The 25,523-nt window shown below is 72.8% G+C and carries 20 protein-coding genes; 8 read left to right on the forward strand and 12 right to left on the reverse strand.

Features of this window, described 5'->3' with window-relative positions; genetic code table 11:
• Window positions 1-40: 40 nt before the first annotated feature.
• From ACFPLC_RS33430 to ACFPLC_RS33440, 3 genes are all read left to right on the forward strand, one after another.
• Complete coding sequence (locus ACFPLC_RS33430) at window positions 41-556, forward strand: VOC family protein (protein WP_378191509.1); 516 nt, start codon at window positions 41-43, stop codon at window positions 554-556.
• An 80-nt stretch (window positions 557-636) separates the two neighbouring features.
• Window positions 637-3,660: a DEAD/DEAH box helicase gene (locus ACFPLC_RS33435; RefSeq protein WP_378191507.1), complete on the forward strand. Its 3,024-nt coding sequence runs from the start codon at window positions 637-639 to the stop codon at window positions 3,658-3,660.
• On the forward strand, window positions 3,653-4,384 hold the full coding sequence (locus ACFPLC_RS33440; protein WP_378191505.1) for an SWIM zinc finger family protein: 732 nt from the start codon (window positions 3,653-3,655) through the stop codon (window positions 4,382-4,384). Before ACFPLC_RS33435 ends, ACFPLC_RS33440 begins: the two co-directional genes overlap by 8 nt.
• 4 nt (window positions 4,385-4,388) lie before the next feature.
• Here the strand turns inward: ACFPLC_RS33440 and ACFPLC_RS33445 are convergent, their stop codons facing one another.
• The 4 genes from ACFPLC_RS33445 to ACFPLC_RS33460 all read right to left on the reverse strand — a co-directional run bounded on the left by ACFPLC_RS33445 (window position 4,389) and on the right by ACFPLC_RS33460 (window position 9,650).
• Complete coding sequence (locus ACFPLC_RS33445) at window positions 4,389-5,627, reverse strand: hypothetical protein (protein ID WP_378191502.1); 1,239 nt, start codon at window positions 5,625-5,627, stop codon at window positions 4,389-4,391.
• A 114-nt stretch (window positions 5,628-5,741) separates the two neighbouring features.
• Window positions 5,742-7,673, reverse strand: a complete 1,932-nt coding sequence (locus ACFPLC_RS33450) for a glycoside hydrolase family 44 protein (RefSeq protein WP_378191499.1) — start codon at window positions 7,671-7,673, stop codon at window positions 5,742-5,744.
• Window positions 7,674-8,154: 481 nt separating this feature from the next.
• Window positions 8,155-9,237 (reverse strand): L-dopachrome tautomerase-related protein, encoded by a 1,083-nt coding sequence (locus tag ACFPLC_RS33455; protein ID WP_378191497.1) that lies wholly within the window; start codon window positions 9,235-9,237, stop codon window positions 8,155-8,157.
• Window positions 9,238-9,242: 5 nt separating this feature from the next.
• Entirely contained in the window at window positions 9,243-9,650 is a 408-nt protein-coding gene (locus ACFPLC_RS33460; protein ID WP_378191495.1) for a four-helix bundle copper-binding protein, read from the reverse strand.
• A 152-nt stretch (window positions 9,651-9,802) separates the two neighbouring features.
• Between ACFPLC_RS33460 and ACFPLC_RS33465 the strand changes: the two genes are divergently transcribed.
• Genes ACFPLC_RS33465 through ACFPLC_RS33475 form a run of 3 tightly spaced genes read left to right on the forward strand, consistent with a single transcriptional unit; the run spans window position 9,803 to window position 13,406 of the window.
• Window positions 9,803-10,318: a (2Fe-2S)-binding protein gene (locus ACFPLC_RS33465; protein WP_378191493.1), complete on the forward strand. Its 516-nt coding sequence runs from the start codon at window positions 9,803-9,805 to the stop codon at window positions 10,316-10,318.
• Window positions 10,315-11,319 carry an FAD binding domain-containing protein gene (locus ACFPLC_RS33470; RefSeq protein WP_378191491.1) on the forward strand — a complete coding sequence of 335 codons (1,005 nt, stop codon included), beginning with the start codon at window positions 10,315-10,317 and terminating at the stop codon, window positions 11,317-11,319. Before ACFPLC_RS33465 ends, ACFPLC_RS33470 begins: the two co-directional genes overlap by 4 nt.
• The gene (locus ACFPLC_RS33475) at window positions 11,316-13,406 is read left to right on the forward strand and encodes a xanthine dehydrogenase family protein molybdopterin-binding subunit (RefSeq protein ID WP_378191489.1); all 2,091 of its coding nucleotides are present in this window, start codon (window positions 11,316-11,318) and stop codon (window positions 13,404-13,406) included. The genes ACFPLC_RS33470 and ACFPLC_RS33475 overlap by 4 nt, the downstream gene beginning before the upstream one ends.
• 111 nt (window positions 13,407-13,517) lie before the next feature.
• Here the strand turns inward: ACFPLC_RS33475 and ACFPLC_RS33480 are convergent, their stop codons facing one another.
• The 4 genes from ACFPLC_RS33480 to ACFPLC_RS33495 all read right to left on the reverse strand — a co-directional run bounded on the left by ACFPLC_RS33480 (window position 13,518) and on the right by ACFPLC_RS33495 (window position 16,378).
• Window positions 13,518-13,949, reverse strand: coding sequence for a hypothetical protein (locus ACFPLC_RS33480; RefSeq protein WP_378191486.1), 432 nt, complete (start codon window positions 13,947-13,949; stop codon window positions 13,518-13,520).
• 21 nt (window positions 13,950-13,970) lie between these two features.
• Complete coding sequence (locus ACFPLC_RS33485) at window positions 13,971-14,690, reverse strand: hypothetical protein (RefSeq protein WP_378236014.1); 720 nt, start codon at window positions 14,688-14,690, stop codon at window positions 13,971-13,973.
• A 275-nt stretch (window positions 14,691-14,965) separates the two neighbouring features.
• On the reverse strand, window positions 14,966-15,472 hold the full coding sequence (locus ACFPLC_RS33490; RefSeq protein ID WP_378191483.1) for a winged helix-turn-helix domain-containing protein: 507 nt from the start codon (window positions 15,470-15,472) through the stop codon (window positions 14,966-14,968).
• An 87-nt stretch (window positions 15,473-15,559) separates the two neighbouring features.
• The gene (locus tag ACFPLC_RS33495; protein WP_378191480.1) at window positions 15,560-16,378 is read right to left on the reverse strand and encodes an alpha/beta fold hydrolase; all 819 of its coding nucleotides are present in this window, start codon (window positions 16,376-16,378) and stop codon (window positions 15,560-15,562) included.
• A 102-nt stretch (window positions 16,379-16,480) separates the two neighbouring features.
• On the opposite strand from ACFPLC_RS33495, the gene ACFPLC_RS33500 reads away from it, so the two are divergent.
• Window positions 16,481-16,861 carry a winged helix-turn-helix transcriptional regulator gene (locus ACFPLC_RS33500; RefSeq protein ID WP_378191478.1) on the forward strand — a complete coding sequence of 127 codons (381 nt, stop codon included), beginning with the start codon at window positions 16,481-16,483 and terminating at the stop codon, window positions 16,859-16,861.
• 24 nt (window positions 16,862-16,885) lie between these two features.
• Here the strand turns inward: ACFPLC_RS33500 and ACFPLC_RS33505 are convergent, their stop codons facing one another.
• A complete protein-coding gene (locus tag ACFPLC_RS33505; RefSeq protein WP_378191476.1) occupies window positions 16,886-18,217 on the reverse strand; it encodes an NtaA/DmoA family FMN-dependent monooxygenase in 1,332 nt (443 codons plus the stop codon).
• A 10-nt stretch (window positions 18,218-18,227) separates the two neighbouring features.
• Window positions 18,228-19,424 (reverse strand): LLM class flavin-dependent oxidoreductase, encoded by a 1,197-nt coding sequence (locus tag ACFPLC_RS33510; RefSeq protein WP_378191474.1) that lies wholly within the window; start codon window positions 19,422-19,424, stop codon window positions 18,228-18,230.
• Window positions 19,425-19,623: 199 nt separating this feature from the next.
• Between ACFPLC_RS33510 and ACFPLC_RS33515 the strand changes: the two genes are divergently transcribed.
• Window positions 19,624-20,886, forward strand: a complete 1,263-nt coding sequence (locus tag ACFPLC_RS33515; protein ID WP_378191471.1) for a sulfite oxidase — start codon at window positions 19,624-19,626, stop codon at window positions 20,884-20,886.
• Between the two features lie 7 nt (window positions 20,887-20,893).
• Here ACFPLC_RS33515 and ACFPLC_RS33520 read toward each other — a convergent pair whose 3' ends face one another.
• Complete coding sequence (locus ACFPLC_RS33520) at window positions 20,894-21,844, reverse strand: phosphotransferase (RefSeq protein ID WP_378191469.1); 951 nt, start codon at window positions 21,842-21,844, stop codon at window positions 20,894-20,896.
• A 90-nt stretch (window positions 21,845-21,934) separates the two neighbouring features.
• Window positions 21,935-25,450 (reverse strand): DEAD/DEAH box helicase, encoded by a 3,516-nt coding sequence (locus ACFPLC_RS33525; protein ID WP_378191467.1) that lies wholly within the window; start codon window positions 25,448-25,450, stop codon window positions 21,935-21,937.
• Between the last annotated feature and the right edge of the window lie 73 nt (window positions 25,451-25,523).

The following is a 25,523-nucleotide window of genomic DNA, read 5'->3' on the forward strand; positions in this document are numbered from 1 at the left end:
GACCCTTAGCGTGGGACCACCCACGCGAAAGGACTTTCCGATGACTGCCACCCCCGACGGCTACACCACGGTCGCGCCCTGGATCGTCACCAAGGACACCGGCGCGCTGCTGGACTTCGTCACCGCGGCCTTCGACGGCGTCGAACTGGGCCGGGTGCCCCTGGAGGACGGCAGCATCGGGCACGCCGAGATCCGGATCGGCGATACGGTCGTGCTCGCGTTCGACCAGCACGAGGACTGGCCCGCCCTGCCGTCGCTGCTGCGCGTCTTCGTGCCCGACGCCGACGTCGCGTTCGCCGCCGCGCTGCAGGCGGGAGCCCGCGAGGTGACCGCGTTGACGGACAACGCCTTCGGCCAGCGCGGCGGCCGGGTCCGCGACCCGTTCGGCAACATCTGGTGGATCACCGCCTCCGTCGAGACGGTGGCTCCGGAAGAGGGCATGCGCCGGCTCGGCGAGCCCCGGTACCAGGAGCAGATGCGGTTCGCCCAGGAAACCCTCGACGCCGAACTGAGCGGCCGGGCCCGGGGCCGCGCGAGCGCGGTGATCACCTCGTAGCGGCGAACGCGGCGGCGCCCGCTCCGCCGGCTGTGCGACGATCGGCGGTGAACCCGGACCGGACGAAGGAGCCTCAGACCTTGCCCTTGGTGCACGCTCTGTGGTCTCCGGACCGAGGCCTGCTTCTCTGGGCGGAGCGCGACCGCGTCCCGGCGGGCACGTCGAGCCGTCCGGCGCGGATCGCGCTGGCGCACCCGTTCGCGGTCTCCAGCGCGGACCTGACCGCGCTGCACCCCGGCAAGCCCACCTCGGTGACGTTGCTGCTGCCGTCGCGGGCGAGCCGGCCGCTCGCCGCCGCCGAGCTGGGGGACGGCCGCAAGCCGCGTGGCCCGGCGCCGTCGCTGCGGCCGTGGTCGGTGCCGGCGCTGGTCGTGGACGCGGCCGAGCTGGACGATCTCGACGACGCGGCCTCCTACGGCGGTTCGGTCACCCACCTGAAGGCGGTGGCCCGCCTGGCCGCGGATCTGGTGCGCCGCGGCCGGGTGCTGCCGACGCTGGTCCGGCGGGGCGACGCGGCGGAGGCCCGGTGGCGCCCGGTGCTGCAGGGCGTGGACTTCGCCGCGTTCGAAGCGCTGGTCGCGGCCTTGCCCCCGGTCGGGCGGGCCGAGCAGATCGCGCCGCTCACCGGGGCCTCGCCGCGCGCGCTCGTCACCGACGCCCTGCACGCCCTGGTCGACACGGCGGTCCGGGACCGGCTGGCGCGGGCGGATCCGCCGGTCGGGCTGCGCGGGGGCGGCGGCCCGGCTGGGGTGTGGCTGTCCGCTCTGCCGGGCGGCGATCCCCGCGTCGAGCTGCCGCTGGAGGAGCTCCGGGTGCTGGCCGACGCCGTCGCGAAGTGGGACGAGGTCGCGGACACCGACGTCGTCGACGGCCGGGCCTGCTTCCGGCTGGCCGAAGTCGGCACCTTGCGCCCGCCGGAGGCGGACGACCCCGACGACCAGACCGGCGACGGCACCAAGTGGCAGCTGCAGTTCCTCCTGCGTGCCACCGCCGATCCGAGCCTGCTGCTGCCGGCCGGGCAGATCTGGTCGGGCGGGGCGAACGGGCTGGTCCGGGATCCGCGGGGCCTGCTCGTCGCCGAACTCGGCCGCGCCGCGCTGGTGGAGCCGATGCTGGCGCCGGCGTTGCGCCGGACCCGGCCGTCCGAGCACGACCTGACCGTCGAAGAAGCCGAACGGTTCCTCACCGCGGGCGCGACCCGGCTGATCGAGGCCGGGTTCGAAGTGCAGCTCCCGGCCACCTGGGACGGCAGGCGCCGGCTCGGCCTGCGGCTTTCCGTCCGCAGCTCACCGACCGAGCAGGTCGTCACCCGCAGCCGGGTGGGCCGCGACGAGCTGGCCGCGTTCCACTGGTCGGTCGCGGTCGGCGACGACGAAATCGGCGAAGAAGAGCTGGCCAGGCTCGTCGCCGCGAAAACTCCGCTGGTCCGGCTGCGGGGCCGGTGGATCAGCGTCGACGCCGACCGGCTCCGGGCCGGTCTCGAGTTCCTGCGCCGCGACCCGCACCGGCAAACCCCGCGTCCCACCGCGGCCGAGCTGCTGGAGCTCGTCCGCCTCGGGACGGAGACGCCGCTGCCGGTCACCGACGTCCGCGCCGACGGCTGGGTCGGCGACGTCCTGGCCGAGCGGGTCGACCGGACCCTGCGGCCGGTCGCGCCGCCGCCGTCGTTCCGCGCCACGCTGCGTCCCTACCAGCAGCGCGGGGTCGCCTGGCTGGCGTTCATGGCGGCGCTGGGGCTCGGTGCGTGCCTGGCCGACGACATGGGGCTGGGCAAAACCGTCCAGACGCTGGCACTCGAGGCCGCCGAGCGGGCGGAGGGCGAGCGCGGCCCGACGTTGGTGCTGTGCCCGGTGTCGCTGGTCGGCATGTGGCAGCGGGAGGCGGCGCACTTCGCTCCGGACCTGCGGGTCCTCGCCCACCACGGCAGTGCGCGCGGGCACGGGGACGCGCTCGCCGGGCAGGTCGCCGCCGCCGACCTCGTCGTCACGACCTACGCCACCGCCACCCGGGACGCCGCCGAACTCGAGGGGTTCACCTGGCGGCGTCTGGTGCTCGACGAAGCGCACGCCATCAAGAACGCCGACACCGCGACGGCCAAGGCCGTGCGGCGGCTCACGGCCGAGCACCGGCTCGCGCTGACCGGCACCCCGGTGGAGAACCGGCTGGCCGACCTGTGGTCGGTGCTGGACCTGCTCAACCCCGGACTGCTCGGCAGCAGGTTCGAGTTCCGGCGCCGGTTCGCGGTCCCGATCGAGCGCCGGGGCGACACCGCCACGGCCGCCGCGTTGCGCCGGCTGACGCAGCCCTACCTGCTGCGCCGGGTGAAGACCGACCCCGCGATCGTCCCCGAGCTGCCGGACAAGATCGAAATCCGGCAGGAGTACCGGCTCACCCGCGAACAGGGCACGTTGTACCGCGCGATCGTCGACGAGATGATGACGAAGATCGAGACCACCCACGGCATCAAGCGCCGCGGCAACGTCCTCGCCGCGATCACGAAGCTCAAGCAGGTCTGCAACCACCCCGCGCACCTGCTGCACGACGGCTCCCCGATCGGGCAGCGGTCCGGCAAGGTCAACCGCCTCGAAGAGGTCCTGGCGGACATCCTGGCGTCGGGCGACCGGGCGCTGTGTTTCACGCAGTACACCGAGTTCGGCCACCTGCTCGTGCCCCACCTGTCGGACCGGCTCGGTGCCGAAGTCGGGTTCTTGCACGGGGGTCTGGCCCAAGGGGCGCGCGACGCGATCGTGGCACGCTTCCAGTCCGGCGACGGACCGCGGATCCTGCTGCTGTCGCTCAAGGCCGGCGGGTCCGGGCTCACGCTGACCGCCGCCACCCAGGTGCTGCACCTGGACCGCTCGTGGAACCCGGCGGTGGAGAACCAGGCCACCGACCGCGCGTTCCGGATCGGGCAGGGCCGCACGGTCCAGGTCCGGAAGTTCGTCTGCCCGGGCACCATCGAGGACCGCATCGAGACCCTGATCAGCAGGAAACGCGCGCTCGCGGGCATGGTCGTCGGCGAGGGCGAAGGCCTGCTCACCGAGCTGTCCACGGAAGCGCTGCGCGGAGTGCTCACCCTGGGGGAGGAGGCGCTCGATGAGTGAGCCGCTCCCGTGGTGGCCGTCCCGGTTCCTCCGGGCGCTGACGGCGATCGGCGTCCTGCTGCCCGCACCCGGTCAGGGCCGCGTGGTGTCCTTGGCGATCGGCGCCGGGCGCGTCGACGCCGAGGTCGACGACGGTCGCCGGCACACGGTGAGGATCGGGTTGACGGCGTTCGGGAAAGCGGACTGGGCGGCGATCACCCAGGCCCTGGCCGCCCAAGCGTCGTCGACCGTCCTGCTGCTCGGCGGCGAACTGCCCCGTGAGGTCGAGCAGACCTGCAAGCGGGTCCGGCTGCCGTTGTTCCCGTCTTCGGCGCGGGAGGTGTCACTGGACTGCACCTGCCCGGCCGCCGAGGTTCCGTGCGGTCACCTGAACGCCGTGTTCTCCGCGCTCGTGGCGCGGGTCGCGGAAGATCCGTTCACCGTTCTCGCGCTGCGCGGCCGGACCCGTGAAGCGCTGCTCGAGGACCTGAAGAACCGGCTCGTTTCCGCCGAATCGCTCGATCCCGCCGACACGGCTCCGCCGCTGACCGAAGTCATGGACACCTTCTTCGACTGCGGGCCGGCCCCGGGGCTGGGCGGCGCGGCGCCGCTGCACGGGCCGCGAACGCCGGCCGACGCGCTGCTGGATCAGGTTCCGCCGTTCGCGATCACCGTGGGCGGCGAAGACGTCGCCGACCTGCTCCGGCCGGTGTACCGGGCCCTTGGCGGGGAGCCGGGTCCCTAGCCGGTCACCGGTGCTGGCGCGCCATCCACTGCCAGACGTGCGTGCCGCCGGTGCTCGGATCGTTGCGGGCGACGTAGATCCACGACCAGTGACCGGGGAACTGGTGGCCGTTCCGGACGACGTGGTCGTAGAGCGTCAGTTCCGAGCGGGGGATGAGCTCGTGCGCGTGGACGGTGTTGGCCTGCGGGTCCACCGTGTCGTCGTCGCGCGAGGCGACCAGCCACGTCGGTGTGCGGATCGCGGCCAGTTCGGCGTCCGGGATCAGCGGTGGGTCACCGGCCTTCCGGGCGGCGACGACGCCGCAGATCGGGACGGACGAGGCGAAGGTCCTCGGGTAGACCGTGGTCATCTTCAGGCTCATGTAGCCGCCATTGCTGCAGCCGGCGACGTGGACGCGCCGGGCATCGACGGGGCGCGTGCGGATCACTTCGCGGAGGATTTCGTCGATGAGCGGCGCGAAGCGGGGACCGTCGTCCATCCAGGCGGACGTGCACTGCGGGACGACGACGTGGGCGCCGCCGAAGATCGATTGGGCTTCCCGCGTGGCGAAGCCCAGTGCGCCGCGGTTGGCGCGCAGTGTCGTTTCGTTGTCGTAGTAGCCATCGGGCAGGGATGCGCCCTCGCCGCCGCCGTGGAGCCAGAGGATCAGCGGGCGCCGGTCGTGGTGCGCCGCCGGGGAGTACAGCCGGTACTTCATCCCCGAATGTGAGGTGTGGTGGGTGAAGGCGTCGGCTTCCGGGTTGGCCAGCGGGCCTTGCGTGAACCGGGTGAGGGTGACCGGACGGCCGTTGCGGAGGCGCACGGGGGTGTTCTGGGTGATGGTGTAAACCAGGTCGAGCCGGACGTTGCGGCTCTTGCCGTTGACGTAGCCGAGGGTGTTGCCGGTCTGGCCTTCGGCGTGGCTGAGCTCGAGCACGACGTCGCCGTGGTGGCCGAGCCGTACGGCGGTGACGGGCCGGTCGAGGTCGTAGCCGATGTCCTGGCCGCCGGTGTCGATCGGGCTGGTGGCCTTCGCGTGCACGCGGAACGTGCCGGTGGTCAGGCTCGCCGGGTCGATCGGCCCGATCCGGGCGGTCCGGAGGGTGACCGAGGTGATCTGTTCGCCGCCGTCGAGCGTTTCGGCGTCCAGGGTGAAGCCCACGCCGCCGGGTTGAGCGGCGCGGGCGGCGGCGGGCCACGCGAGACCGGCGGTGACGCTCGCGCCGGCGGCCAGCGCGGTGCGCCGGCTGAACGCTTTCACCATGCGAACTCCTTTGTCCGGGCACCACATCTTAGCGCCGTTGCGGAGCCGGGAAAGCGGTTTCACGGCGCCGTCGGTCGCGGTGAGTCCTCCGGCGAGGTGACCGGCCCGGCGGCCTCAGGCAGGCGTGCAGGTCAGCTTCGGTGGCGGGGCCGTCCCGCTCGCCTGGAACCCGAAGGTCGTGCTGCCGCCCGGGCCGATCCGGCCGTTCCAGCCGGCGTCGGCCGCGACCACGCTCACGGCGTTCTGCCGCAGGGTGGTGTTCCACGAGTTGGTGATCTGCTGGTCCCCGCTCCAGGTCCAGCCGACCCGCCAGCCGGTGATCGGGGTGCGGCGGTCGTTGGTGACGGTCACCGTCGCGACGTGGCCGGTGCTCCAGCCGCCGTTGACCTGCAGGGTCGCCGTGCAGCCGGCCGCCGGGAGGACCAGGAGCGTGATGGAGTTCGCCGGGTAGGTCGCGTCGATCCGGCCGTTGGCCGCCGGGAGGTCGTCGCCGCGGACAATGGCGTTCAGGTTGGCCGGGCTGTAGGTGAACCGCTGGGCCGCGCCGGCGTTGTCGAACCCGGCCACCGACAGCGGCGACGCCAGGTCGCCGCCGGTCTTGTTGACGACCATGACGGTCAGCGCCTGGTCGGAGGACCGCTGCGCCGCGTACACCGCCAGCTGGCCCTGGTCGGCGGCGGTCGCCGACACGCTGACGTCACCGAAGCGGCTGCCGGCGCCGTCGTAGTTGCGGTACATCCGGAACGCGTAGGCACCCGGGTCGGTCGGCTTCGGTTCGCCCCACATCGTGGCCAGGTCGAGGCCTTCGCGGCCGAAGACACCCAGGATGTCGGCCTCGGCCAGTGCGCCGTTGATGTCGTCCAGCGCACCCCAGTTGTACTCGGTGATGGCGGTCTTGGTCCCGGGGTTGTACTGGTCGACCCACGACTTCATCGTGCGGATGAACTGCAGCGGCGGCGCGTTGACGCCACTCGGGCCGATCCAGGACTCCTCGACGTAGGTCGGGTCCCACAGCGACCGGACCGACCGCAGCCGCAGCGCGTTGGCCTCGGGGGTCTTGTCGCCGCTGATCTGCGGGTAGAAGTGCTGGTCGAAATAGTCGAGGAAGCGCTTGCCGCCGTGGGCGTCGCTGTAGTCCTTCATAGTCTTGAGGTACCACTGGGACAGGTTGAGCCCGCCGTGCGCGGCCGAATCGGCGCCCGGTCCGCAACCGTCGACCCCGGAGGCAACCCATTCGCAGTAGCCCCAGCCGGACGGGCCGAGGACCGCCGCGCTCGGGTCGGCGGCCTTGATCGCCGCGGCGGCCGCGGTGCCCTTGCTGCCGAGTTCGTCGTCCGAGACCGGTTCGGGGTGCACGTCCCGGTGCGTGCTGGACCAGAGCACCGGTTCGTTGTCGAGTTCGTAGATCGGCACCCCGCCGTGCGCCGCCGTGCCGAACCGGTCCACCAGGTGCGACACCATCTCGCCGTCGAACGCCGCGTCCGCGGGGATCGAGGTGTCGGCGGGAACGCCGGTGAGGTTCCGGTCGCCGAGCTTTCCGTTGCCGCAGTTGGGGTCCCACTGGTCGAAGCTGTCCTGCTGCGGGAACCGGGTCGCCGGGAACCCGCAGGCGAAGGGGTGCGACGACGGCGAGTCCTTGGCCACCCAGCCGTTCAGGGGCACGGTGACCACGGGCTTGATGCCACGGTCCAAATTGGACTTAACCATGCCTTCGACGGAGTGTTCCTCGTCGGCGACGATGTTTTCGAAGTACCAGTCGCTGCCGGTGTTGTAGGTGTGGTTCTTGAAGTTGTAGCGGCTGGTGGCGTTGCCGCCCCAGCGCGCGACCGTCTGGCCGATCTCGGCGTTGAACGCCGGATCGCCGCCGTTGAGGCCGTAGATGCCGGGGCTGATCGGGTGCCGGGCGGCGGACACGTCGACCGACAGCGCGGGCCCGGCGGCCGCGGAGGCCGCGGGGACGGCGATGACCTGCGCGGTCAGCACGGCGGCCAGGACGCAGCCGCTCGCCGTTCCGGGCCTGAGGTGACGTCGTCGTCGAGCACCCATGGAGAGACTCCTGCCGCCGGGATATGGGAGCGCTCCCATACGTTACCGGCCGCGGCGCGGCCGTCAATCGGGCGATCGGTGGTCATCGCTGCTCCGGCCCCGCTCAGCCGGCCTTGATGACCGCCGGCGCGGACGACGGAGGCGTGGCTGCTCGCCGTGCCGCTGGTGCACTCCCGGTTCTTCCCTCGTCTCGCCCCGAAGGAGATCGGTGCCGGGTACGTGTTCTCCTACGCCGAAACCCTGTGTGGCGGGCAGGAGCTCTGAGCGGGTGCGGGGGCCGCCCGCGCGGTCAGCCGGGCCTGAAGTCGGCGCCGGCACGGGCGGCCCGGCGGACTCCCCGTGTCGAGGGAGTCCGCGCCAGGAGCTGCTGGGGGTCAGCTTTAGCACCCAGTGAACCACGCCGGGGCCCCGGGCGCGGTAGCGCGGAGTGGACAAAATGCGTAGGGCCCGGCTTACCGCCGAACGAGTGATCACCCCGCCGTCAACGGAGGAGGACCGGACCGGCGTCGATCGGGGTGCGGAACAGGAAGTACGGGTACTGCCGTTCGTCCTTGCCGCCGCGGTACTTGTCCTGGCGGTGCAGCTGGTTGGCCGTGACGTAGAGGTGGCCGTCGGCCACGGACATCGTGTCCGGCCACAGCAGCCGGGGGTCGTGGGCGACGGTTTCCCAGCGGCCGTCGGGGTGGCGGCGGTGGATGGCGTTGTGCTCGCCGTCGGTGACGTAGAGGCGGCCCTGGTCGTCGGTCTCCATGCCGTCGCCGGCGCCGCCTTTGTCGCCTTCGTCGATGAGCGTTCGGGCGACCGCGTCGTCGTCGAGTTCACGGTTGATCAGCGCGTCGGTGGCGACGCTCCACCAGCGTCGTGAGGCGAGGCAGCAGTAGTAGAGGCGGGCGCCGTCGGCGCCGATGGCGATGCCGTCGGCGCCCATCTTGATCGGGCTGGTGGTGCCGTCTTCGGAGCGTTCGACGAAGTCGCGTCCTTCGACGACCATGCGCAGCTCCGGCGGTTCCTCGGCTTTGGTGCTGGGGTGGTCGTGCAGCCGCCGCCAGGATTCGCCGGTCTCCAGGTCGACGACGATGAGGCCGTTGGGGCCCTGGTCGGAGGAGTCGGTGATGAACGCGACGCCGCGGCCGAGGTCGAAGCGCACGTCGTTGAGGTAGGTGGTGGGCAGGGCGACGTCCTCGGGGAAGAGGATCGTGCGGGTGACTTCGTCGCGTTCCACGTCGACGCAGACGAGCTTGGGGCCGCCGTGGGCGGTCCGCCGGAACAGCGGGCTGCCGGTGTCGAGGATCCACAGCCGGTCGGCCGGGTCGACGACGATGCTCTGCACCGAGACCAGGGCGTCCGGGTCGGTGTCGCTCTCGGGATCGTTGAACGCCTGGCTGGGGTAGGGGACGAGGTCGCCGTCGCGGAGTTCGGCGACGGTGAAGCGCACGTCGTCACCCCACTTCGGGAAGTTGACGAACACCCGGCCCCGGCGCGACACGCTGACCCCGGTCGGCATCGGGCCGGTGAATTCGTGCACGACCTCGAGTTCGCCCAGCGGCTGGTCGGTTCCGGTCACGGCGATCACGCCGTCCCGACGAGGTGGTCGCGCAGCTGACGGCAGGCGTCTTCGCACTTGCGGCAGGCCTCGGCGCACAGGGCGCAGTGCCGGTGGTGGTCCGCGTGCCGTTCGCACTCTTCGGCGCAGGCGCGGCAGGCTTCGGCGCACGCCCGCAGGAGCGCGTCGAGGACGGCGGTGGTGCCCGATCGGCGGGACAGCACCCGGGCCGTGGTGCCGCAGAGGTCGGCGCAGTCCAGGTCGGTGCGGATGCAGTGGGCCAGGTCGGCGACAGCGGGTTCGGACAGGCAGGCGTCGGCGCAGACGGTGCAGGCGCGGGCGCAGGCCAGGCAGTCGTCGATGCAGTTGGCGATGGCGGCCGGGTCGAGGCCGCCGAGCTGGTCGGGATGGCTTTCGAGCAGGGGCAGGGTCACGAGTCGTCCTCCGAGGTGGTGGGTCGGCACGGCTTCGTCCGGAAGCGATCCGGTCGCGTACCCGCCCGGCGGGCGATCAACCGTCTCGCCCGGGCTCGTTTCGTCCCGGGCGGAGCGGGTAGCCCGAACGATTCCCACGGAAGAGGCGGCCCATGACGACCGAACGCCCCGCAATCCCGATCGAGATCCGGGTCGACGGCACCGACCACCGGCTGGCGGTGGACCCGCGGCGGACCCTGCTGGACCTGATCCGCGATCAGCTGGGGGAGCCGGTCGCGAAGAAGGGCTGCGACCACGGCCAGTGCGGCGCCTGCACCGTCCTCGTCGGCGGCCGCCGGGTGCTCGCCTGCCTGATCCTGGCCGTCACCTGCGACGGCGCCGAGGTGACGACGGCGTCCGGGCTGGCCGCCGACGGCGCCCTGCACCCGATCCAGCAGGCCTTCCTGGACAACGACGCCTTCCAGTGCGGGTACTGCACGCCCGGCCAGGTCTGCTCCGCGGCCGGGCTGCTGGCCGAGTTCGCCGACGGCGCGCCGAGCCACGTCACCTCGCCGGTCAGCGCCGCGCCGGAGTGGTCCGATGCCGAGATCGCCGAGCGGATGAGCGGCAACCTCTGCCGCTGCGGGGCCTACGCCGGGATCGTCGCCGCCGTCCGGGAGTCCCGATGAAGACCTTCGCCTTCACCAAGCCCGCCACGGTGGCCGAGGCCGTGCGCGCGGTGTCCGGGGCACCGGAGGCGGTGTTCCTGGGCGGCGGCACCAACCTCGTCGACCACCTCAAGCTGAGCGTGGCGCGGCCGGACCGGATCGTCGACGTCACCGGCGTGCTGCCGGACGAGATCCGCGAGGACGACGGCGGCCTGTACGTCGGCGCGGGCGTGCGCAACAGCGACTTCGCCGCGCATGCGGCGGTCCGCGAGCGCTATCCGGTGCTGGCCGAAGCCCTGCTGTCCGGGGCGTCGGCGCAGCTGCGCAACATGGCCACCACCGGCGGGAACCCGCTGCAGCGCACGCGCTGCCTGTACTTCCAGGACGTCACGACGCCCTGCAACAAGCGCGAACCCGGCTCGGGGTGCTCCGCGCTCGGCGGGGCGACGCGCCAGCACGCGATCCTCGGCGCGTCCGAGGCGTGCGTGGCCACCCACCCGTCCGACCTGGCGGTCGCGCTGGCGGTCCTGGACGCCCGGGTGCACGTCGCCGGGACCGGCGGCGAGCGGGAAATCGCCTTCACCGACCTGCACCGGCTGCCCGGCGACCACCCGGACCGCGACACGGTCCTCGAGCACGGCGAGCTGATCACCGGCTTCACCCTGCCCGCCGCGGCGTGGGCGCGGCGGTCGGCCTACCGGAAGGTCCGGGACCGGGCGTCGTACGCGTTCGCCCTCGTCTCGGTGGCCGCCGGGGTGTCCCTCGTGGACGGCCGGATCGACGACGTCCGCGTTGCGTTCGGCGGAGTGGCGCACAAACCCTGGCGGGCCACCGAAGCGGAAGCCGTGCTGCGCGGCGCCCGGCCGGGGGAAGAGGTGTTCCGCGCCGCGGCGGACGCCGAACTGGCCGGCGCCCGCGCGCTCGAGGGCGTCGACGGCGGGAACGCCTTCAAGATCCCGCTCGCCCGCCGCACCCTCGCCGCGGTGCTGCGCGAGCTGACCACCGAGGAGCCGAACCGATGACCGAGCTGCTCGAACCCCGCGCCATCGGTACCCCGGCCACCCGCCGCGACGGCCCGGCCAAGGTCACCGGCACCGCGCCGTACGCCTTCGAAGCGCCGGCCGACCACCCCTTGTACGGCCACCCGGTGCAGGCCACGATCGCTCGCGGCCGCTGCGCCCGGATCGCCACCGTGGCGGCCGAGTCCGTCGAGGGTGTCGTGCGCGTCATCACGCCGTTCACCGCCGAGCGGCTGGCGAGCACCGACGACGCCGAGCTCGCCGTGCTGCAGGACCCGGGGGTGCCCTTCCGCGGCCACGTGGTCGCGCTCGTGCTCGCCGACACCCCGGAGACCGCCCGCCACGCCGCCGGGCTGGTGGAAGTCGAGTACGACGTCGAGCCCCACGACGTCGAGCTCAGCGCCGGCCGGTCCGACCTGTACGCGCCGGACTCGGTGAACCCGGACTTCCCGACCGACACCGCGCAGGGCGACGCCGACGCCGCCCTCGAGCGGGCCGAAGTGACCACCGACGAGACGTACACGACGGCCATGCAGCACAACAACCCCCTGGAACCGCACGCGACGACCGCGTTGTGGAACAACGGGATCCTCACCCTCTGGGACTCCACCCAGGGCGTCCACCCGGTCCGTTCCGCCATCGCCGAGGTGTTCGGGCTGCCCGAGGAGCAGGTCCGGGTCCGCTGCCCGTACGTCGGCGGCGGCTTCGGCTCGAAGGGCACGCCGCACGCGAACGTCGTGCTCGCCGCCATGGCCGCCCGCGCGGTGCCGGGCCGGGCGGTGAAGCTGGCGCTGACGCGGCAGCAGATGTTCGCCCTCGCCGGGTACCGCACACCCACGATCCAGCGCGTCCGGCTCGGCGCCGACCGCGACGGGCACCTGCGGGCGCTGCGCGTCGACGTCGTGGAGCAGACGTCCCGGATCAAGGAGTTCGCCGAGCAGACCGCGGTGCCCGCCCGGATGATGTACGCGGTGCCGGACCGGGCCACCAGTCACCGCCTCGCCGCGCTGGACGTGCCGGTGCCGTCGTGGATGCGGGCGCCGGGGGAGTGCCCGGGGATGTTCGGGCCCGAGGTCGCGATGGACGAACTCGCCGTGGCCCTCGGCCTGGACCCGATCGAGCTGCGGGTGCGCAACGAACCCGAGCGCGACCCCGAAGACGGGAAGCCGTTTTCCAGCCGGAACCTCGTCGCCTGCCTGCGCACCGGCGCCGAGCGCTTCGGCTGGGCGGAGCGGGATCCGCGGCCCGGCGTCCGCCGCGACGGCCGCTGGCTGACCGGGACCGGTGTCGCGGCGTCGGTGTACCCGGCGCAGCGCTCGCCCGGCTCCACGGCGCTGATCCGGTTCGAGGGCGGCCGGTACGTCGTGGAAATCGGCGCCGCCGACCTGGGCACGGGAGCCTGGACGATCCTGCCGCAGATCGCGGCCGACGCGCTTTCCGTGCCCGCGTCGGACGTCGAGGCCCGCATCGGCGACACCGGCTACCCGAAGGCGACCGTGGCCGGCGGCTCCTCGGGCACCGCGTCCTGGGGGACGGCGGTGATCGCGGCCGCGCGGGCGTTCCGCGACAAGTTCGGCACCGACCCGGCCGAAGGCGCCGAGGCGAGCGCGGACACGCCGGAGAACCCGGCCGAGGAGCAATACTCGATGTACGCGTTCGGTGCGCAGTTCGCCGAGGTGCGTGTGGACGCCGACACGGGTGAGATCCGCGTCCCGCGGCTGCACGGCACGTTCGCGGCCGGCCGGATCGTCAACCCGGTGACCGCCCGGTCCCAGTTCCTCGGCGGGATGACCATGGGGCTGTCCATGGCGCTGTTCGAGGACAGCGTCCTGGACCCGCGGACCGGGCACGTGGTCAACCACGACCTGGCCGAGTACCACATCGCGACCAACGCGGACGTGGCCGACCTGCGCGCGGAGTGGATCGACGAGCACGACCCGCACGTCAATCCCATGGGCACCAAGGGGATCGGCGAGATCGGCATCGTCGGCACCGCGGCGGCGGTCGCCAACGCGGTGTACCACGCGACCGGGGTGCGGGTCCGGAAGCTGCCGATCACCCTGGACGCGTTGCTGCCCGCGCTGCCCTGACCCGCGCGGCCCGTCACCGGTGCCCCGGCAGGGGGGGCCGGCAGAGGCGCAGTGCCCGCGGGTGGCCTCCCGGAGACCCGGTTCGCGCCAGGTCCGGGAGGCCATCCGGTTTCAGGCGCCGCAGCCGGCAATAGCGGCCCATTTGTGGGAGGCGATGTTCGTGATGAGTTCCTGCCCCTGGCCCGGTTTGCCGTCCAGTTCGAAGTTGTATTCGTGCAGGTCCGCTATGGCCGCACCCCGGCAGATACCGCGGCGCGAGCCGGTCTGGTTGGTGCCCCAGTACACGTAGACGTCGTCGGCGCCGCCGTACAAGCCGTTGTTGAACAGCGAGGCGGTGTTGTTCTTGCAGCGGCCCCAGTCGCTCGAGTTCCCGCCCCAGGCGCCGCAAAGGGCGACGTACCCGTAGCCGATGTAGGCGTAGAAGTTTCCGTCCGGTGCAGCCAGAGTCTCCTCCGCGGACGACTCAGCTGACGCGGGAGCGGCCACCAGAGCCAGTGAGCCGAGCACGGCCGCCGCGATGACGGCGATTTTGGGGAATCTCATCCGGTTCTCCTCATGAGTCGGCTATTGATTCGCGTCGTCGGTCACGGCGCGAGCTCGGGGAAGCGCCTGCCGTTGCAGCCGCTTCTTGGTGGTGACGTCGTCGCGGTATTTCTCCTCGAGAAGAGCCCGGTGCCGCGCGCCGAGTTCCTTGGCCGTCCGGGCGAGACCCGAGTTGATGGCACAGGTTGCCTCGGTCACGGCCAGCCGCTTCTCCTCGGCGACCGGCCAGGGCCGATCGGGAGGGGGCAAGGTCTCCCGCACCCGGTCCGGCGTCTCGTACGGAGTACCGGCGGCCGTCATGCAGGCCGACCACACCGTCACCGACGAGGTGAACGCCTGATCCGCCTTGACCGCGGCGACCGTCATATCGGCCAGTGCGGCCACCGCCGTTTTCGCTTGGTACCACGCCGGCAGATCGCCGTAGAGTCGACGCCTCGCCGTGGACTCGCAGCCGCGGTCGCTGTGGGTGAACGTCACTCCGTCGGGAGTCCTGGCCGTCAGCCCCTGGGGCACCGGTCCGTTGAGGGCGGCGGCAGCGGATTTCCTGCGTTGGGCGGAAAGGCTTTGCAGGTAGCGGGTGTTGGGGTTGTTCTTCGTCCACTCGTCGGTGGCCCGCTGGATGTCACTTCCGTAGCCGTGCTGCCCGGCCCACTCGATGTCGTCGAGGACGTAGGGGAAATCCCGCGCGCCGGGAACGGGGTCGGCGGGTTCGATCGTGTACTCGAACCCGGCCTCCCTCATGCACTTCTGCACGAGCATTTCTTCAGCGAGGACGAGTATTTCGGCCTCGCTCGCACCGGCGGGCAACCTCGGTTTCGGATCCTGTCCACAACCCGACAACAACAAAACGACTGCTGCGACGGCTGCTACATATCTGGCGGCCATTCCGGGATTCCCCTCGCGTGGCTACGAGATGAGTTTTCCCGGAAATGGTATCGAGGCCTGTTCGGGACGGGTCCCGAAGCGCGGCCGGGCGATCCACAGCGCCGATTTCGCGCGGCGAACGCCGCCGCGGCTCAGACCAGGGTCACCGGGGCTGATCCCTCGAAGCGGTACCCCACGCCGCGGATCGTGGTGATCGGATCCAGGTGCGGCTCGAGCTTGGCGCGGAGCTTGCGGACGTGGACGTCGACCGTCCGGTCGCCGCCGTGCTGCCGCGGCCAGAGGGCGGACTTCAGCGCGGTGCGGGTGAACACCCGATCCGGGTGTTCACCCAGGAATCGCAGCAGATCGAACTCCAGCCGGGTGAGCGCGAGCGGGCGGCCGAGCAGGATCGCCCGCCGGGACCCGGTTTCGATGCGCAGGAGTGGGTCCGGGACCAGCCTGAGGCGAGGCGCCGTCTGCGCCGTGACGGCCGGGTGCCGAGGGCGGACGGCCGTGACGTCGACGCCCGCCAGGCCGTCCAGCGCGGTGGCCAGCCGGGCGGCGACGGCGGCCGCGTCGCCGGCTCGGCCGGTGAGGTCGATCCGGATGTCCATGCGGAACACCTCGGCGGTCGGGCGCGATACGGGCGGGGTCGTCATGAGCCCGATTGTGGTTCGTGACCGCCTCGGAGGTGAAGGCTGCCCGGCGGCTGGAACACCTTGACGGCACAACGGTGAACGGGACGGTCAGCCGGCGACCAGCAACGGCACGAGCGCGTCGGGGCGGTCCAGCGGGATGATGTGGCCGCAGTCCTCGACGAGGTGGGTGGTGAGGTCGTCGGTCACCGGGCCCAGCTGGCGGGCGAGGGCGTCGCCCACCGGGTGCGCGCCGATCGCCACGGTGGGCACGGTGAGCCGGGCGGCCGCGGTGGCGTCCGCGATCTGCGCCGCGCTCTCGGGCATGGCCCGGTAGTGGCCGAAGGCGCTCCGGAGGGCGTCGCGTCCGGTGTACGCCGCGACGAAGTGGTCGCGGATCGCGGGTGGCACGCCGCGGCCCCGGGTTCCGGCGTCGAGGAACCAGCCGATGTAATCCGCCTCGTGCCCGGCGAGGACCGTCTCGGCGAGGGCCGGGACGGCGTGGAACCCGAACCACCACGGCGGCCCGCCGGCGAGGAAGTCCTCGGCCCCGGGCAGGCGCCCGAGCAGCGACTCCATGAGGACGAGCCGGCGGACCCGCTCGGGGCGCCGCACGGCGAGCAGGAACGCGGGCGGGGCACCCGCGTCGATGCCGGCGACCGTCGCCTCCGGTTCGCCCAGTGCGTCGAGGAGCGCTTCGGCGTCGGCCGCGAGGGTTCCGGCGTCGTAGCCGCCGGCGGTGCGGGTGGTCGCGCCGAGACCACGCAGGTCCGGGGCGATGACCCGGTGGTACCGGGCCAACTGCGGGATGACGGCGGTCCACAGCCGCCAGGTCTGCGGGAAGCCGTGCAGCAGCAGGAAAGCTGGCCCCTGCCCGGTGACGGCCACGCTGATGTCGATGCCGTTCGCCCTGACTCGCTGTTCGCGCACACCATCTCCGGAAGGAAGGGTTACCATTGGTGACCAGATGAGCGTAGGTAACCGATGTGGCCGCGCCAAGACGGCACTTTCCCGACAGGTGGTGAGCTCCAGGTGACCCCCTCGCCGAAGGGCGCGCGCGGCGACTTGTTCGACCCCGCCTGCCCGACCCGCAAGCTGCTGGACCGGATCGGCACGAAATGGACGTCCATGGTGGTGAAGGTGCTGGCCGAGGCCGGCCCGGACGAGGTGCGGTTCGCCGAACTGCAGCGCCGGATGCCCGGCGTCTCGCAGAAGATGCTGTCGGTGACCCTGCAGAGCCTCACCCGCGACGGCCTGGTGGAGCGCCGGGTGGAGCCGACGGTGCCACCCAGGGTGCACTACCGCCTCACCGGCCTCGGCCACTCCCTCGAGGTGCCGCTCGCCGCCCTGCGCAGCTGGGCGGAGGAGAACATGCCGGCGATCGACCGGGCCAACGCCACGGCCCGCGAATGACCCGTGACTGTCCGAAAGGGACCCTCACGCGAGCCCGAGGTGGTCGCGCAGAGTAGGACCGGTGTAGTCGGTCCGGAACGAGCCGCGCTCCTGCAGCAGGGGCACCACCTTGTCGGCGAACTCGTCAAGGCCGCCGGGCGTGACGTGCGGGACGAGGATGAAGCCGTCGCTCGCGTCGGCCTGGACGAGGCCGTCGATCGCCGCCGCCACGGTCGACGGCGAGCCGATGAACGTCTGCCTGCCGGTGACCTCGATGATGAGGTCGCGGGTCGACAGGTTCTTCGCTTCGGCCAGCTGCCGCCATTCCCGGGCGGTCGCGAGGGGATCGCGGTACATCCGGACGCTGGCGCGGCCGGGGGCGATCGTGGACCCGTCGACCACCGGGTCGGTCGACGGCAGGGGCCCGTCGGGGTCGTGCCCGGACAGGTCGTTGTTCCAGACCTGCTCGAGGAACTTGATCGCGGTCTGCGCGCTGACCTGCTGCCGCCGCACGAGGTGCGCGCGTTCGTGGGCGTCGGCGTCGGTGTCGCCGAGGACGAACGTGGCCGCGGGCAGGATCACCAGCTGCTCCGGCGTCCGGCCGTACTTGGCCAGCCGGCCCTTGACGTCGGCGTAGAACGCCTGCCCGGCTTCGAGGGTGCCGTACCGGCTGAAGATCGCGTCCGCGGTGGCCGCGGCGAACTCGCGGCCTTCGTCGGAGTCGCCGGCCTGGATGATCACCGGGCGGCCCTGCGGGCTGCGCGGCACCGGGAACCGGCCCTCGATGTCGAAGTGCCGGTCGTGGTGGGAAAACGCGCCCGCCCGGGTGTCGCGCAGGAACACGCCGCTGCCGGTGTCGGCGGCGATCTCGTCGCCGCGCCAGGAGTCGAACAGCTCCCAGGCGGTGCGCAGGAACGTCTCGGCCCGCTCGTAGCGCTGGTCCTGGGGCAGGAACCCGCCGCGGCGGAAGTTCTCGCCGGTGAAGGCGTCCCACGAGGTGACGACGTTCCACGCGGCGCGCCCGGCCGAAAGGTGGTCGAGCGAGGCGAACTGGCGGGCCACCTCGAACGGCTCGTTGAAGGTCGAGTTGATCGTGCCGGCCAGCCCGAGCCGATCGGTGACCGCGGCCAGCGCGGACAGCACGGTGAAGGTGTCCGGGCGGCCGACGACGTCGAGGTCGTAGATCTGCCCGTTCTGCTCGCGCAGCCGCAGCCCTTCGGCCAGGAAGAAGAAGTCGAACTTCGCGCGCTCGGCGGTCTGCGCGAGCTTGACGAAGGAGCTGAACTCGATGTGGCTGCCGGCTTCGGGGTCACTCCACACGGTCGTGTTGTTGACGCCGGGGAAGTGCGCCGCGAGGTGGATCTGCTTCCGGGTCATCTCAGGCTCCTCAGACGGCGGTGTAGCGGTTGGCGGGCCGGGGGAGGCCGAGCAGCCCGCGCAGGGTGCTCGCCTCGTACCCGGTGCGGAAGGCGCCGCGCGCCCGCAGTTCGGGCACCAGGCCGCGGGTGATGGCGGTCAGGTCGTGCGGGATCGCGCCCGGCCGCAGCCGGAAGCCGGAAAGCCCGGCGGCCTGCCAGTCGAGCAGCAGGTCGGCCAGGCCGGCCGGGGTGCCGGTGAAGACGTGCGCGTCGGAGGTGTACTCGGCGCCGAACCGGTCGTCGAGCCGGGTCTTGCGGTCCGCAGCGGCCTGCTCGGTCTCTCCGAGGAACACGACGACGTCGCCGAAGACGTGCAGGGTTCCCGCACCGCGCCCGGCCTTGTCCTGCTCGTCGCGCACCGCGGCGACGATCGCCGTCGCCTGCTCGCGGTCGAAGGGCGTCACGTAGACGACGTCGGCGGAGCGGGCAGCGAGCCGGTAGGGGACGGCGGCGTGGGCCAGCGCGGTGACCGGCGGCTGGCCCTGCGGCGGCCGTGGGGTGATCGACGGGCCCTTGACCGAGAACCAGCGCCCGGTGAAGTCGATGTAGTGCAGCTTGTCCCGGTCGACGAACCGGCCGGTGGCGACGTCGCGGATCTCGGCGTCGTCCTCCCAGCTGTCCCAGAGCCTGCGCAGCACCTCGACGTAGTCCGCGGCCTCGTCGAACAGCTCGGCCAGCGGGCTCGGCCGGTCGGGCTCGGCGGCGTCCTCGAGCCGGAACTCGCCGAACTCGCGGCGCCCGAAGTGCCGGTTGTCGTCGGCGCGCCCGGCGACCTGCACGCGGACCCCGGCGCGTCCGGTGCTGACGTAGTCGAGGGTGGCGATGGCCTTGGACAGGTGGAACGGCTCGGTGTGGGTGACCACCGCGGTCGGCACGAGCCCGATGTGCGAGGTCAGCGGCGCGACGCGGGCGGCGATCAGCACGGCGTCGAGGCGGCCTTGGACGATGTCGGTCCGCTCGCCCGGCCGGTCGAGATAGTTCACCGTCTGCAGGGCCAGGGAGTCTTCGATGGTGACGAAGTCCAGCTTCGCCGCCTCCGCCTCCCGGACCAGGTCGGCCCAGTAGCCGGCGGTGAGCAGCTCGCCGGGCCGTGCGCCGGGTTCGCGCCACGCGGCGGGGTGCCACCCGGCCCCGTCCAGTGCGACGGCGATCCGTGGTCCAGTCATCCCGGCGTCCCTTCTCCTCGGCCTGTGGCCGCAGTGTGCGCCGATTTCCGCGACCGGGGTCGAGGCGGCCAATGGCTGGGACGCGCCGGGGCCCCGGGAATAAACGGGGACCGGCCGATCGGGCCGTCCATTCGGGACCCCGGTTCCGCTGCGTGGACGTGATTGCCGGGCCGCGGACCGCGACCCGACAATGCCCGCCATGACAGCGTGGCACGGTGAGACCGCCTACGACCGGGAGCGGCTGGCGCAGTGGCGGGCCGGACAGGCGCGGATGCCCGGGCTCAGCAGGCGCGGGCTCCTGCGCCTGACGGCGGCCGGTGGGCTCGCGCTGGCCACGGCCGGGACGGCGACGGCGACCGCGTCGGCGGCGGGCCCGATCGTGAAGCCGCTGCCGCCGGAGTGGTTCGACGTGTACGGCAGCAACGCCGAGACGCGCTGGGAAGCCATGAGCGGGCAGGGCTACCTGACCCCGGTCGACCGGTTCTTCGTCCGCGATCACACCTCGACGCCGGTGCTGGACGCCGGAACCTGGCGGCTGCGGCTGTTCGGCTCCGGGTTGCGCGGCGCGCCGACGGCCGCCGCGCCGATCGAGCTGACGTACCGCGACCTGCGCGCACTGCCGTCCGAGACGATCACCGCGTTCATCGAGTGCACGGGGAACGGCCGCAGCTTCTTCACCAGCCAGCAGGGGCAGGCGGTCAGCGGGACCGCGTGGAAGCTCGGCGCGGTCGGGGTCGCGCGGTGGCGGGGCGTCCGGCTGGCGACGGTGCTCGCCAGGGCCGGGCTGACCCGGCACGCCGTCGACGTGCTGCCGGAGGGCCTCGACGCGGACTACGTGGCGGCCGGGGTGAACCTCGGCAAGGTCCGGCGGCCGCTGCCGGTGGGCAAGGCGCTGCAGGACGTCCTGCTGGCGTACGAGATGAACGGGCAGCCGCTGCCGCCGGACCACGGTTTCCCGGTGCGGCTGGTGGTGCCGTCGTGGGCGGGGATCGCGTCGATCAAGTGGCTGGGCCGCATCGAAGTGTCGGCGGCGCCGCTGGTTTCGCCGTGGAGCACCCAGTTCTACCGCCTGCTCGGCCCGGACTACCCGGCCGAGGGCACGCTCGTCACCGAGCAGGTGGTGAAGAGCGCGTTCGAGCTCCCGTGGGGTGCGACGCTGCCGGCCGGGCAGCGGCACGTGCTGCGCGGCCGGTCCTGGTCGGGCCACGGCCGGATCCGCCGGGTCGAGGTCAGCACGGACGGCGTCACCTGGCACCCGGCGCGGCCGATCGGCCCGGCCGCCGACCGTGCCTGGCTGCAGTGGGAGTACCCGTGGCGCCCCCGCACGGCGGGCCCCCACACCCTCCGGGCGCGCGCGACCGACGTCACCGGCGCGAGCCAGCCCGACATCGCGCCGTACAACACGCAGGGGTACCTGTTCGGCGCGGTCGTCCGGCACCCGGTCACGGTCGCTGCGGCCTGAAGCTCCGCTACGGCCTCGGCTTCGGCGGGCCGGCGCCGGCCCGGCGGAGGCGCTCGCGGGCCTCGTCCTCCGACAGCGAGGTGACGGGCTGCCCGACCGCGTGCTGGTACTTCGCGTCGTAGGCCCTGGTCCAGACGCCGGCCGCCCACGACCGCCGGAGTTCGCCGGTGGTGAATGCGCGGCCGCGCGCCCGGCGGTACGCGAGGAGGAACCGCTCGGTGTCCTCGACGGTGGCGAGCACGCCCGCGCTGACGGTCGAATACAGCGCGGCGGCGAAGCCGACCAGGACGGCCTCGCTTTCCGCGAGCACGCTGTCCCAGTCGTGCACCACCAGTAGCTCGTCCTCGCTCCAGCGCAGGTTGCCGGCAAGCCAGTCGCAATGGCCGATCACGGCTTCGGCCCCGCCGGCCCGCAGCCGGTCACGGGCCCGGCGCCCGGCGTCGTCGATCCACTCCGCGCCGGTCACCTCGTCGAGGTCGATCTCGGGGTCTTCTTCCGGACGTGGCCACAGTCCGTTCCCGGTGTGGTTCCAGGCCGCCCAGGACGGTGGCGGGTCGAGCGTGGCCACCTCGGCCGGCCGAGGGGCGAGCCGGATCAACCGCGCGAACGCCTCGGCGAAGGCCTCGGCTGCGTGCGCCGCACTCGGGAGCACCGCCCCACCGGGGACGTAGGTCTCGGCGGTGGCGACGTCGCCACCGAACGGCGCGACGCCGGTGAGCGGCTCCGGGCACGGATAACCGGCCTGGAACAGGCGGCGCTGGACGTCGACGCACGCGGCCAGCCGCGGCGAGCCCGGACGAACCTTGACCACGACCTCACGGCCGTCGGCCAGCCGCAGCCCGATGACGGCGGACAGGTGCCCGGAGCTGAACAGTTCCTCCGCCGGCGGGCTCCCCAGATGTTCCCCGCACCACCGGGCCAGCCGGCCGGGATCGACGGCACGGGCACGAGATGACATCGGAGCATCTTCACACCCGCTGGTGGTGTTCTGCCAGCAGGTCTAGTGCGCCGTGGACCGGTGCTCAGGCTCCACTGTGGACGCGGTCGATCAGCCACCACCCGGCGTTCCGTTGTAGACCGCGGCCCAGCCGTGGCAGTGATAGTCGCCGCGGCGGGTGAACACTGCGACGCCTCGGCTGCCGGCTGCCTCGGGGTACTCCGCGCGGTCGCCGGTGGCCGAGGCGAACTCCGGGCCTGCCCACACGAACGCGCGGGCTCCCGGTGGGCTGGTGATGGCGAGCCTTCCGGTTCCGTCGTCGGTGATCTCCGTTCCCGTGGCCCGGTCGCGTAGCAGGGCGAGGTAGTCCGCCCGGTCCAGCCGGCAGTCGGCCGGCTGGCCGCCCAGCGGCCAGTCGGGCGCGGGCCAGCGGGCGGCCGCGGCCCGGTACATCCGGGGCACGAGGCGGTCGGCGTGCTCCCGGGTGGCCATCTGCTCGCACATCCACAGCAGCCGTCCGGCGCCGCGCGGGGGTGCCGCCGCCCGCCAGCGGATCCGGCGGCCGAGGTCGGCCGCGGTGACCGCCACCCACGGGTGCACGGTCCCCAGCCGGCCCTGCTCGGCCAGCCAGCCGAAGTACCGCGGTGCTTCGGCGAGGATCGGCACCAGGCTCGCCATCGGCACGCCGGCGACGGTGCGCCGCGGCCGGGCGAACGCCGACGGCGTCCGGGCCACCAGCAGGAACGCCACCTGGGCGAGGTCGCCGGGGTCGCACGCGGTGAGCGGGACCAGCCCCGGCTGCGGCGGCAGCTTGTCGATCAGCTCGGGCCGGCCGCCGGCGCGCTGGAGACGGGCGACGTGCGGGCGCAGCTCGTCGGCGACCGGTGCCTCGGCGAACTGCGGCACCTCGGTGGCGATCGCGCGGGTCAGCAGGCTTTCGGCCTGCTCGGGGTCGCCCGGGACGTCCTGCTTCGCCAGCTCGGCGTGCAGGTCGATGCCGACCTGCACGCTGACCATCAGCCGGGTGGTGAGCTTGCCCAGCTCGGTGACCGCGAGGAGCACGGAATCGTCGTCCTGCCGCACTTCGGTGAGGTAGCCCTCGGTGACCAGCAGGTCGAGGGCTTCGTGCACCGGGCCGACGTTCTGCGCCCCCTGGTGGTTGGCCAGTGTCCGCACCCACCAGTGCTCGGCGTCGGCGACGCTGTGGATGCGGTCCTGCGCCGCCTCGGCGAGCAGGTGGTCGGGCAGGCTGCCTTCGATGTGGGAGCGCACGGTGTAGCCGTCGACGAGTGCCTGCTGCCACTTCGGCCGCTCGCCCTCGGTCGTGACGAGGTAGGCCCACCCTTCGGTTTCCCCGGCGCCGATGCGCCCGGCCCGGCCGAACATCTGCTGGACGGTCGCGACGCCCATGCTCGTCGTCCCGAGCTGGGTGTCGCGCACGACGACCGCCCGCGCGGGCAGGTTCACGCCCGCGGCGACGGTCGTCGTGGCCACCAGCACGTCGAGGTCGCGATGCCGGAACCCGCGTTCGGCGGCGGCCTTGTGGTCCCAGTCCTTGTAGTGGATGCCGACGCGCACGGCGGTGCAGACCCGTTCCAGCCGGTCGAGGTCGTCCGCGTCCACGCCGTGGACGTCGGCGCCGCGGGCGGTGGCGATGGCCAGCGCGGTCGCGCGCACGTTGCGCTTGCTGCCGCAGAACACCAGCACGCTGCCCGCGTCGCGGGTGATGGCTTCGGTCAGCTCGACGACCTTGCCGATCCGGGCGGCGTGCTCGACCGACCGGCTGCCCGAGCCGGCGATGACCGGCAGCTGCCAGGTCAGCCGGCTCGGCCGCCACGACACGGTGACCAGCCGCGCGCCCAGCCAGCTCGCGATGTCGGCGGCGTTGGACACCGTCGCGGACAGCCCGACGATCCGCACCGGCGAGCCGTCGCCGCGCACGCGGGCGAGCAAGGCCTCCAGCAGCGGACCGCGCATCGGGTCGCCGAGCAGGTGGATCTCGTCGACGACCAGGCACGCGACCTGCGCGAGCGCCTCCCGCATCGACGCCGTCCGGCACAGCGACTCGAACTTCTCCGTCGTCGCGATCCACAGGTCGGCCTCGCGGATCTTCCGCAGGTCCGTGACGTGCTCGCCGGAGAGCCGTTCGACGTGCAGGCCCAGCTCCTGCCACGACGCGAGTTCGCGCTCCAGCTCGTCGGTGAGCGAGCGCTGCGGGACGAGCCAGGCCGCCTTGCGCCCCTGGCCGCGCAGTGCCTTGACGACCGCCAGCATGCCGATCACCGTCTTGCCCGCCCCGGTCGGCGCGGTGACCACCAGGTGCTCGTCCGAGCCGGCGAGCACCGGCGCGGCTTCGGCCTGGGCCGGGTTGAAGGTCGGGAACGGCAGGTAGTCCAGCCACTCGGCCGGGACCAGCGTGCCGGCGTCGACCGGCGTCCACGCCGTGGTCCGGGCGTCCGCGTGCGCCTCCCAGATCAGGTCGAACGCGTCTCGCGCGGCGGTCGCGGCGAACCCGTCGCGGACGTCCTCGGCGGCCGCCTGCCCGCCGAGCGGGACCAGCTTCGTCGTCGCTCGCAGCAGGGCGAGCTCACCGACGGCGCCGACCGACGAAACCACTTCGTCTTCCAGCCAGTAGCGCACCTGGCGGCAGGGCACCCCGGCGTCGTCCAAGGCCGTCCGCAGCGGCGCGAACTCCGGCGCGAGCGGCAGCAGCACCCGCACGTCGACCTCGGGCGCGTGCCGCGGGACGGCGAGGTGCGGGTCCGTGGTCTTGACCCAGTGGAGCAGCCTCGGTTCGACTTCGCGGGGGTCGATGGCCGGTCCGCCGTGGGCGATGATCCGCGCCCCCGGCTGGTTCAGCAGGGCCTCGACGTAGGCGCCCACTTCGTGCGTCTCGATGGCGCGGATGCGGAATTCGCCGGGCGGCACGTCGCAGTCGAGGTCGAATTCCCGGCGCGGCGGCGCCTCCGGTGGGGTCATGAGCTGCGCGTAGGTGCGCAGCTCCAGATCGCGGAGGCGGTAGGCGGCCGGACAGGCCGGGCACACCACGGCGATCAGGTGGCCCGCCTTTTTGCCCGGCTTCACGTTGGGGCCGTCGTAGACCTTCCGCAGCGCGTGCAGGGGCTGCGCGCAGGCCGGGCAGGAGCGCGGGCTTTCGGCTTCGTAGAACCAGCCCGGCTGGTCGAACCACCGCTCGGTGGCGTTCACCCGGACGCCCCAGCGCTGCCGCACGACGCCCTCGACCGTCGTGTCCGGCGGTGCCGGCGGTGGCGGGGGTGCCGGGGCGGTGAGCAGCTGGTCGTACCGCTTCAGGCCGAGTCCGGCGAGGTCCCCGACCGTCCGGCAGGCCGGGCAGACGATCGCGATGTACCGGAAGTCCTTGCCCGCGCTCCGGTACGGCTTGCGCAGGGTGTGCAGCGTGCCGCCGCAGCCGGGGCACGGGTGCTCGACGGCCCGCTCGTACGACCAGCCGCCCTCGGCGAATCGGCCGGTGCCGGGCGGGACGAACACCTGCCAGCGCGCCAGCGCGATTCCGGTGATCGTCGAGTCGCTCGCGGATTCCGACGGCCACGACGGCGCATCGGCCGGCTTTTTTTCCTCGCCCTTCGGTTTACGGCGTCCGAACACCGCATTCCTTCCCCAGTTTTCCCCGGCGGTCCGGGTCAGGCTACCGAGCCGGAGAACGGACAGAGGGAATCGA

This window comes from Amycolatopsis plumensis (assembly GCF_042652605.1).
Taxonomy (GTDB): Bacteria; Actinomycetota; Actinomycetes; order Mycobacteriales; family Pseudonocardiaceae; genus Amycolatopsis; species Amycolatopsis plumensis.

Excerpts from the sequence above, each read along its gene's own strand:
- ACFPLC_RS33480 (WP_378191486.1), bottom strand. The coding sequence starts at position 13,949 with ATGAGATTCCCCAAAATCGCCGTCATCGCGGCGGCCGTGCTCGGCTCA.
- ACFPLC_RS33515 (WP_378191471.1), top strand. The coding sequence starts at position 19,624 with ATGACAGCGTGGCACGGTGAGACCGCCTACGACCGGGAGCGGCTGGCG.
- ACFPLC_RS33510 (WP_378191474.1), bottom strand. The coding sequence starts at position 19,424 with ATGACTGGACCACGGATCGCCGTCGCACTGGACGGGGCCGGGTGGCAC.
- ACFPLC_RS33485 (WP_378236014.1), bottom strand. The coding sequence starts at position 14,690 with ATGAGGGAGGCCGGGTTCGAGTACACGATCGAACCCGCCGACCCCGTT.
- ACFPLC_RS33475 (WP_378191489.1), top strand. The coding sequence starts at position 11,316 with ATGACCGAGCTGCTCGAACCCCGCGCCATCGGTACCCCGGCCACCCGC.
- ACFPLC_RS33440 (WP_378191505.1), top strand. The coding sequence starts at position 3,653 with ATGAGTGAGCCGCTCCCGTGGTGGCCGTCCCGGTTCCTCCGGGCGCTG.
- ACFPLC_RS33505 (WP_378191476.1), bottom strand. The coding sequence starts at position 18,217 with ATGACCCGGAAGCAGATCCACCTCGCGGCGCACTTCCCCGGCGTCAAC.
- ACFPLC_RS33430 (WP_378191509.1), top strand. The coding sequence starts at position 41 with ATGACTGCCACCCCCGACGGCTACACCACGGTCGCGCCCTGGATCGTC.
- ACFPLC_RS33465 (WP_378191493.1), top strand. The coding sequence starts at position 9,803 with ATGACGACCGAACGCCCCGCAATCCCGATCGAGATCCGGGTCGACGGC.
- ACFPLC_RS33450 (WP_378191499.1), bottom strand. The coding sequence starts at position 7,673 with ATGGGTGCTCGACGACGACGTCACCTCAGGCCCGGAACGGCGAGCGGC.
- ACFPLC_RS33490 (WP_378191483.1), bottom strand. The coding sequence starts at position 15,472 with ATGACGACCCCGCCCGTATCGCGCCCGACCGCCGAGGTGTTCCGCATG.
- ACFPLC_RS33520 (WP_378191469.1), bottom strand. The coding sequence starts at position 21,844 with ATGTCATCTCGTGCCCGTGCCGTCGATCCCGGCCGGCTGGCCCGGTGG.
- ACFPLC_RS33445 (WP_378191502.1), bottom strand. The coding sequence starts at position 5,627 with ATGGTGAAAGCGTTCAGCCGGCGCACCGCGCTGGCCGCCGGCGCGAGC.
- ACFPLC_RS33470 (WP_378191491.1), top strand. The coding sequence starts at position 10,315 with ATGAAGACCTTCGCCTTCACCAAGCCCGCCACGGTGGCCGAGGCCGTG.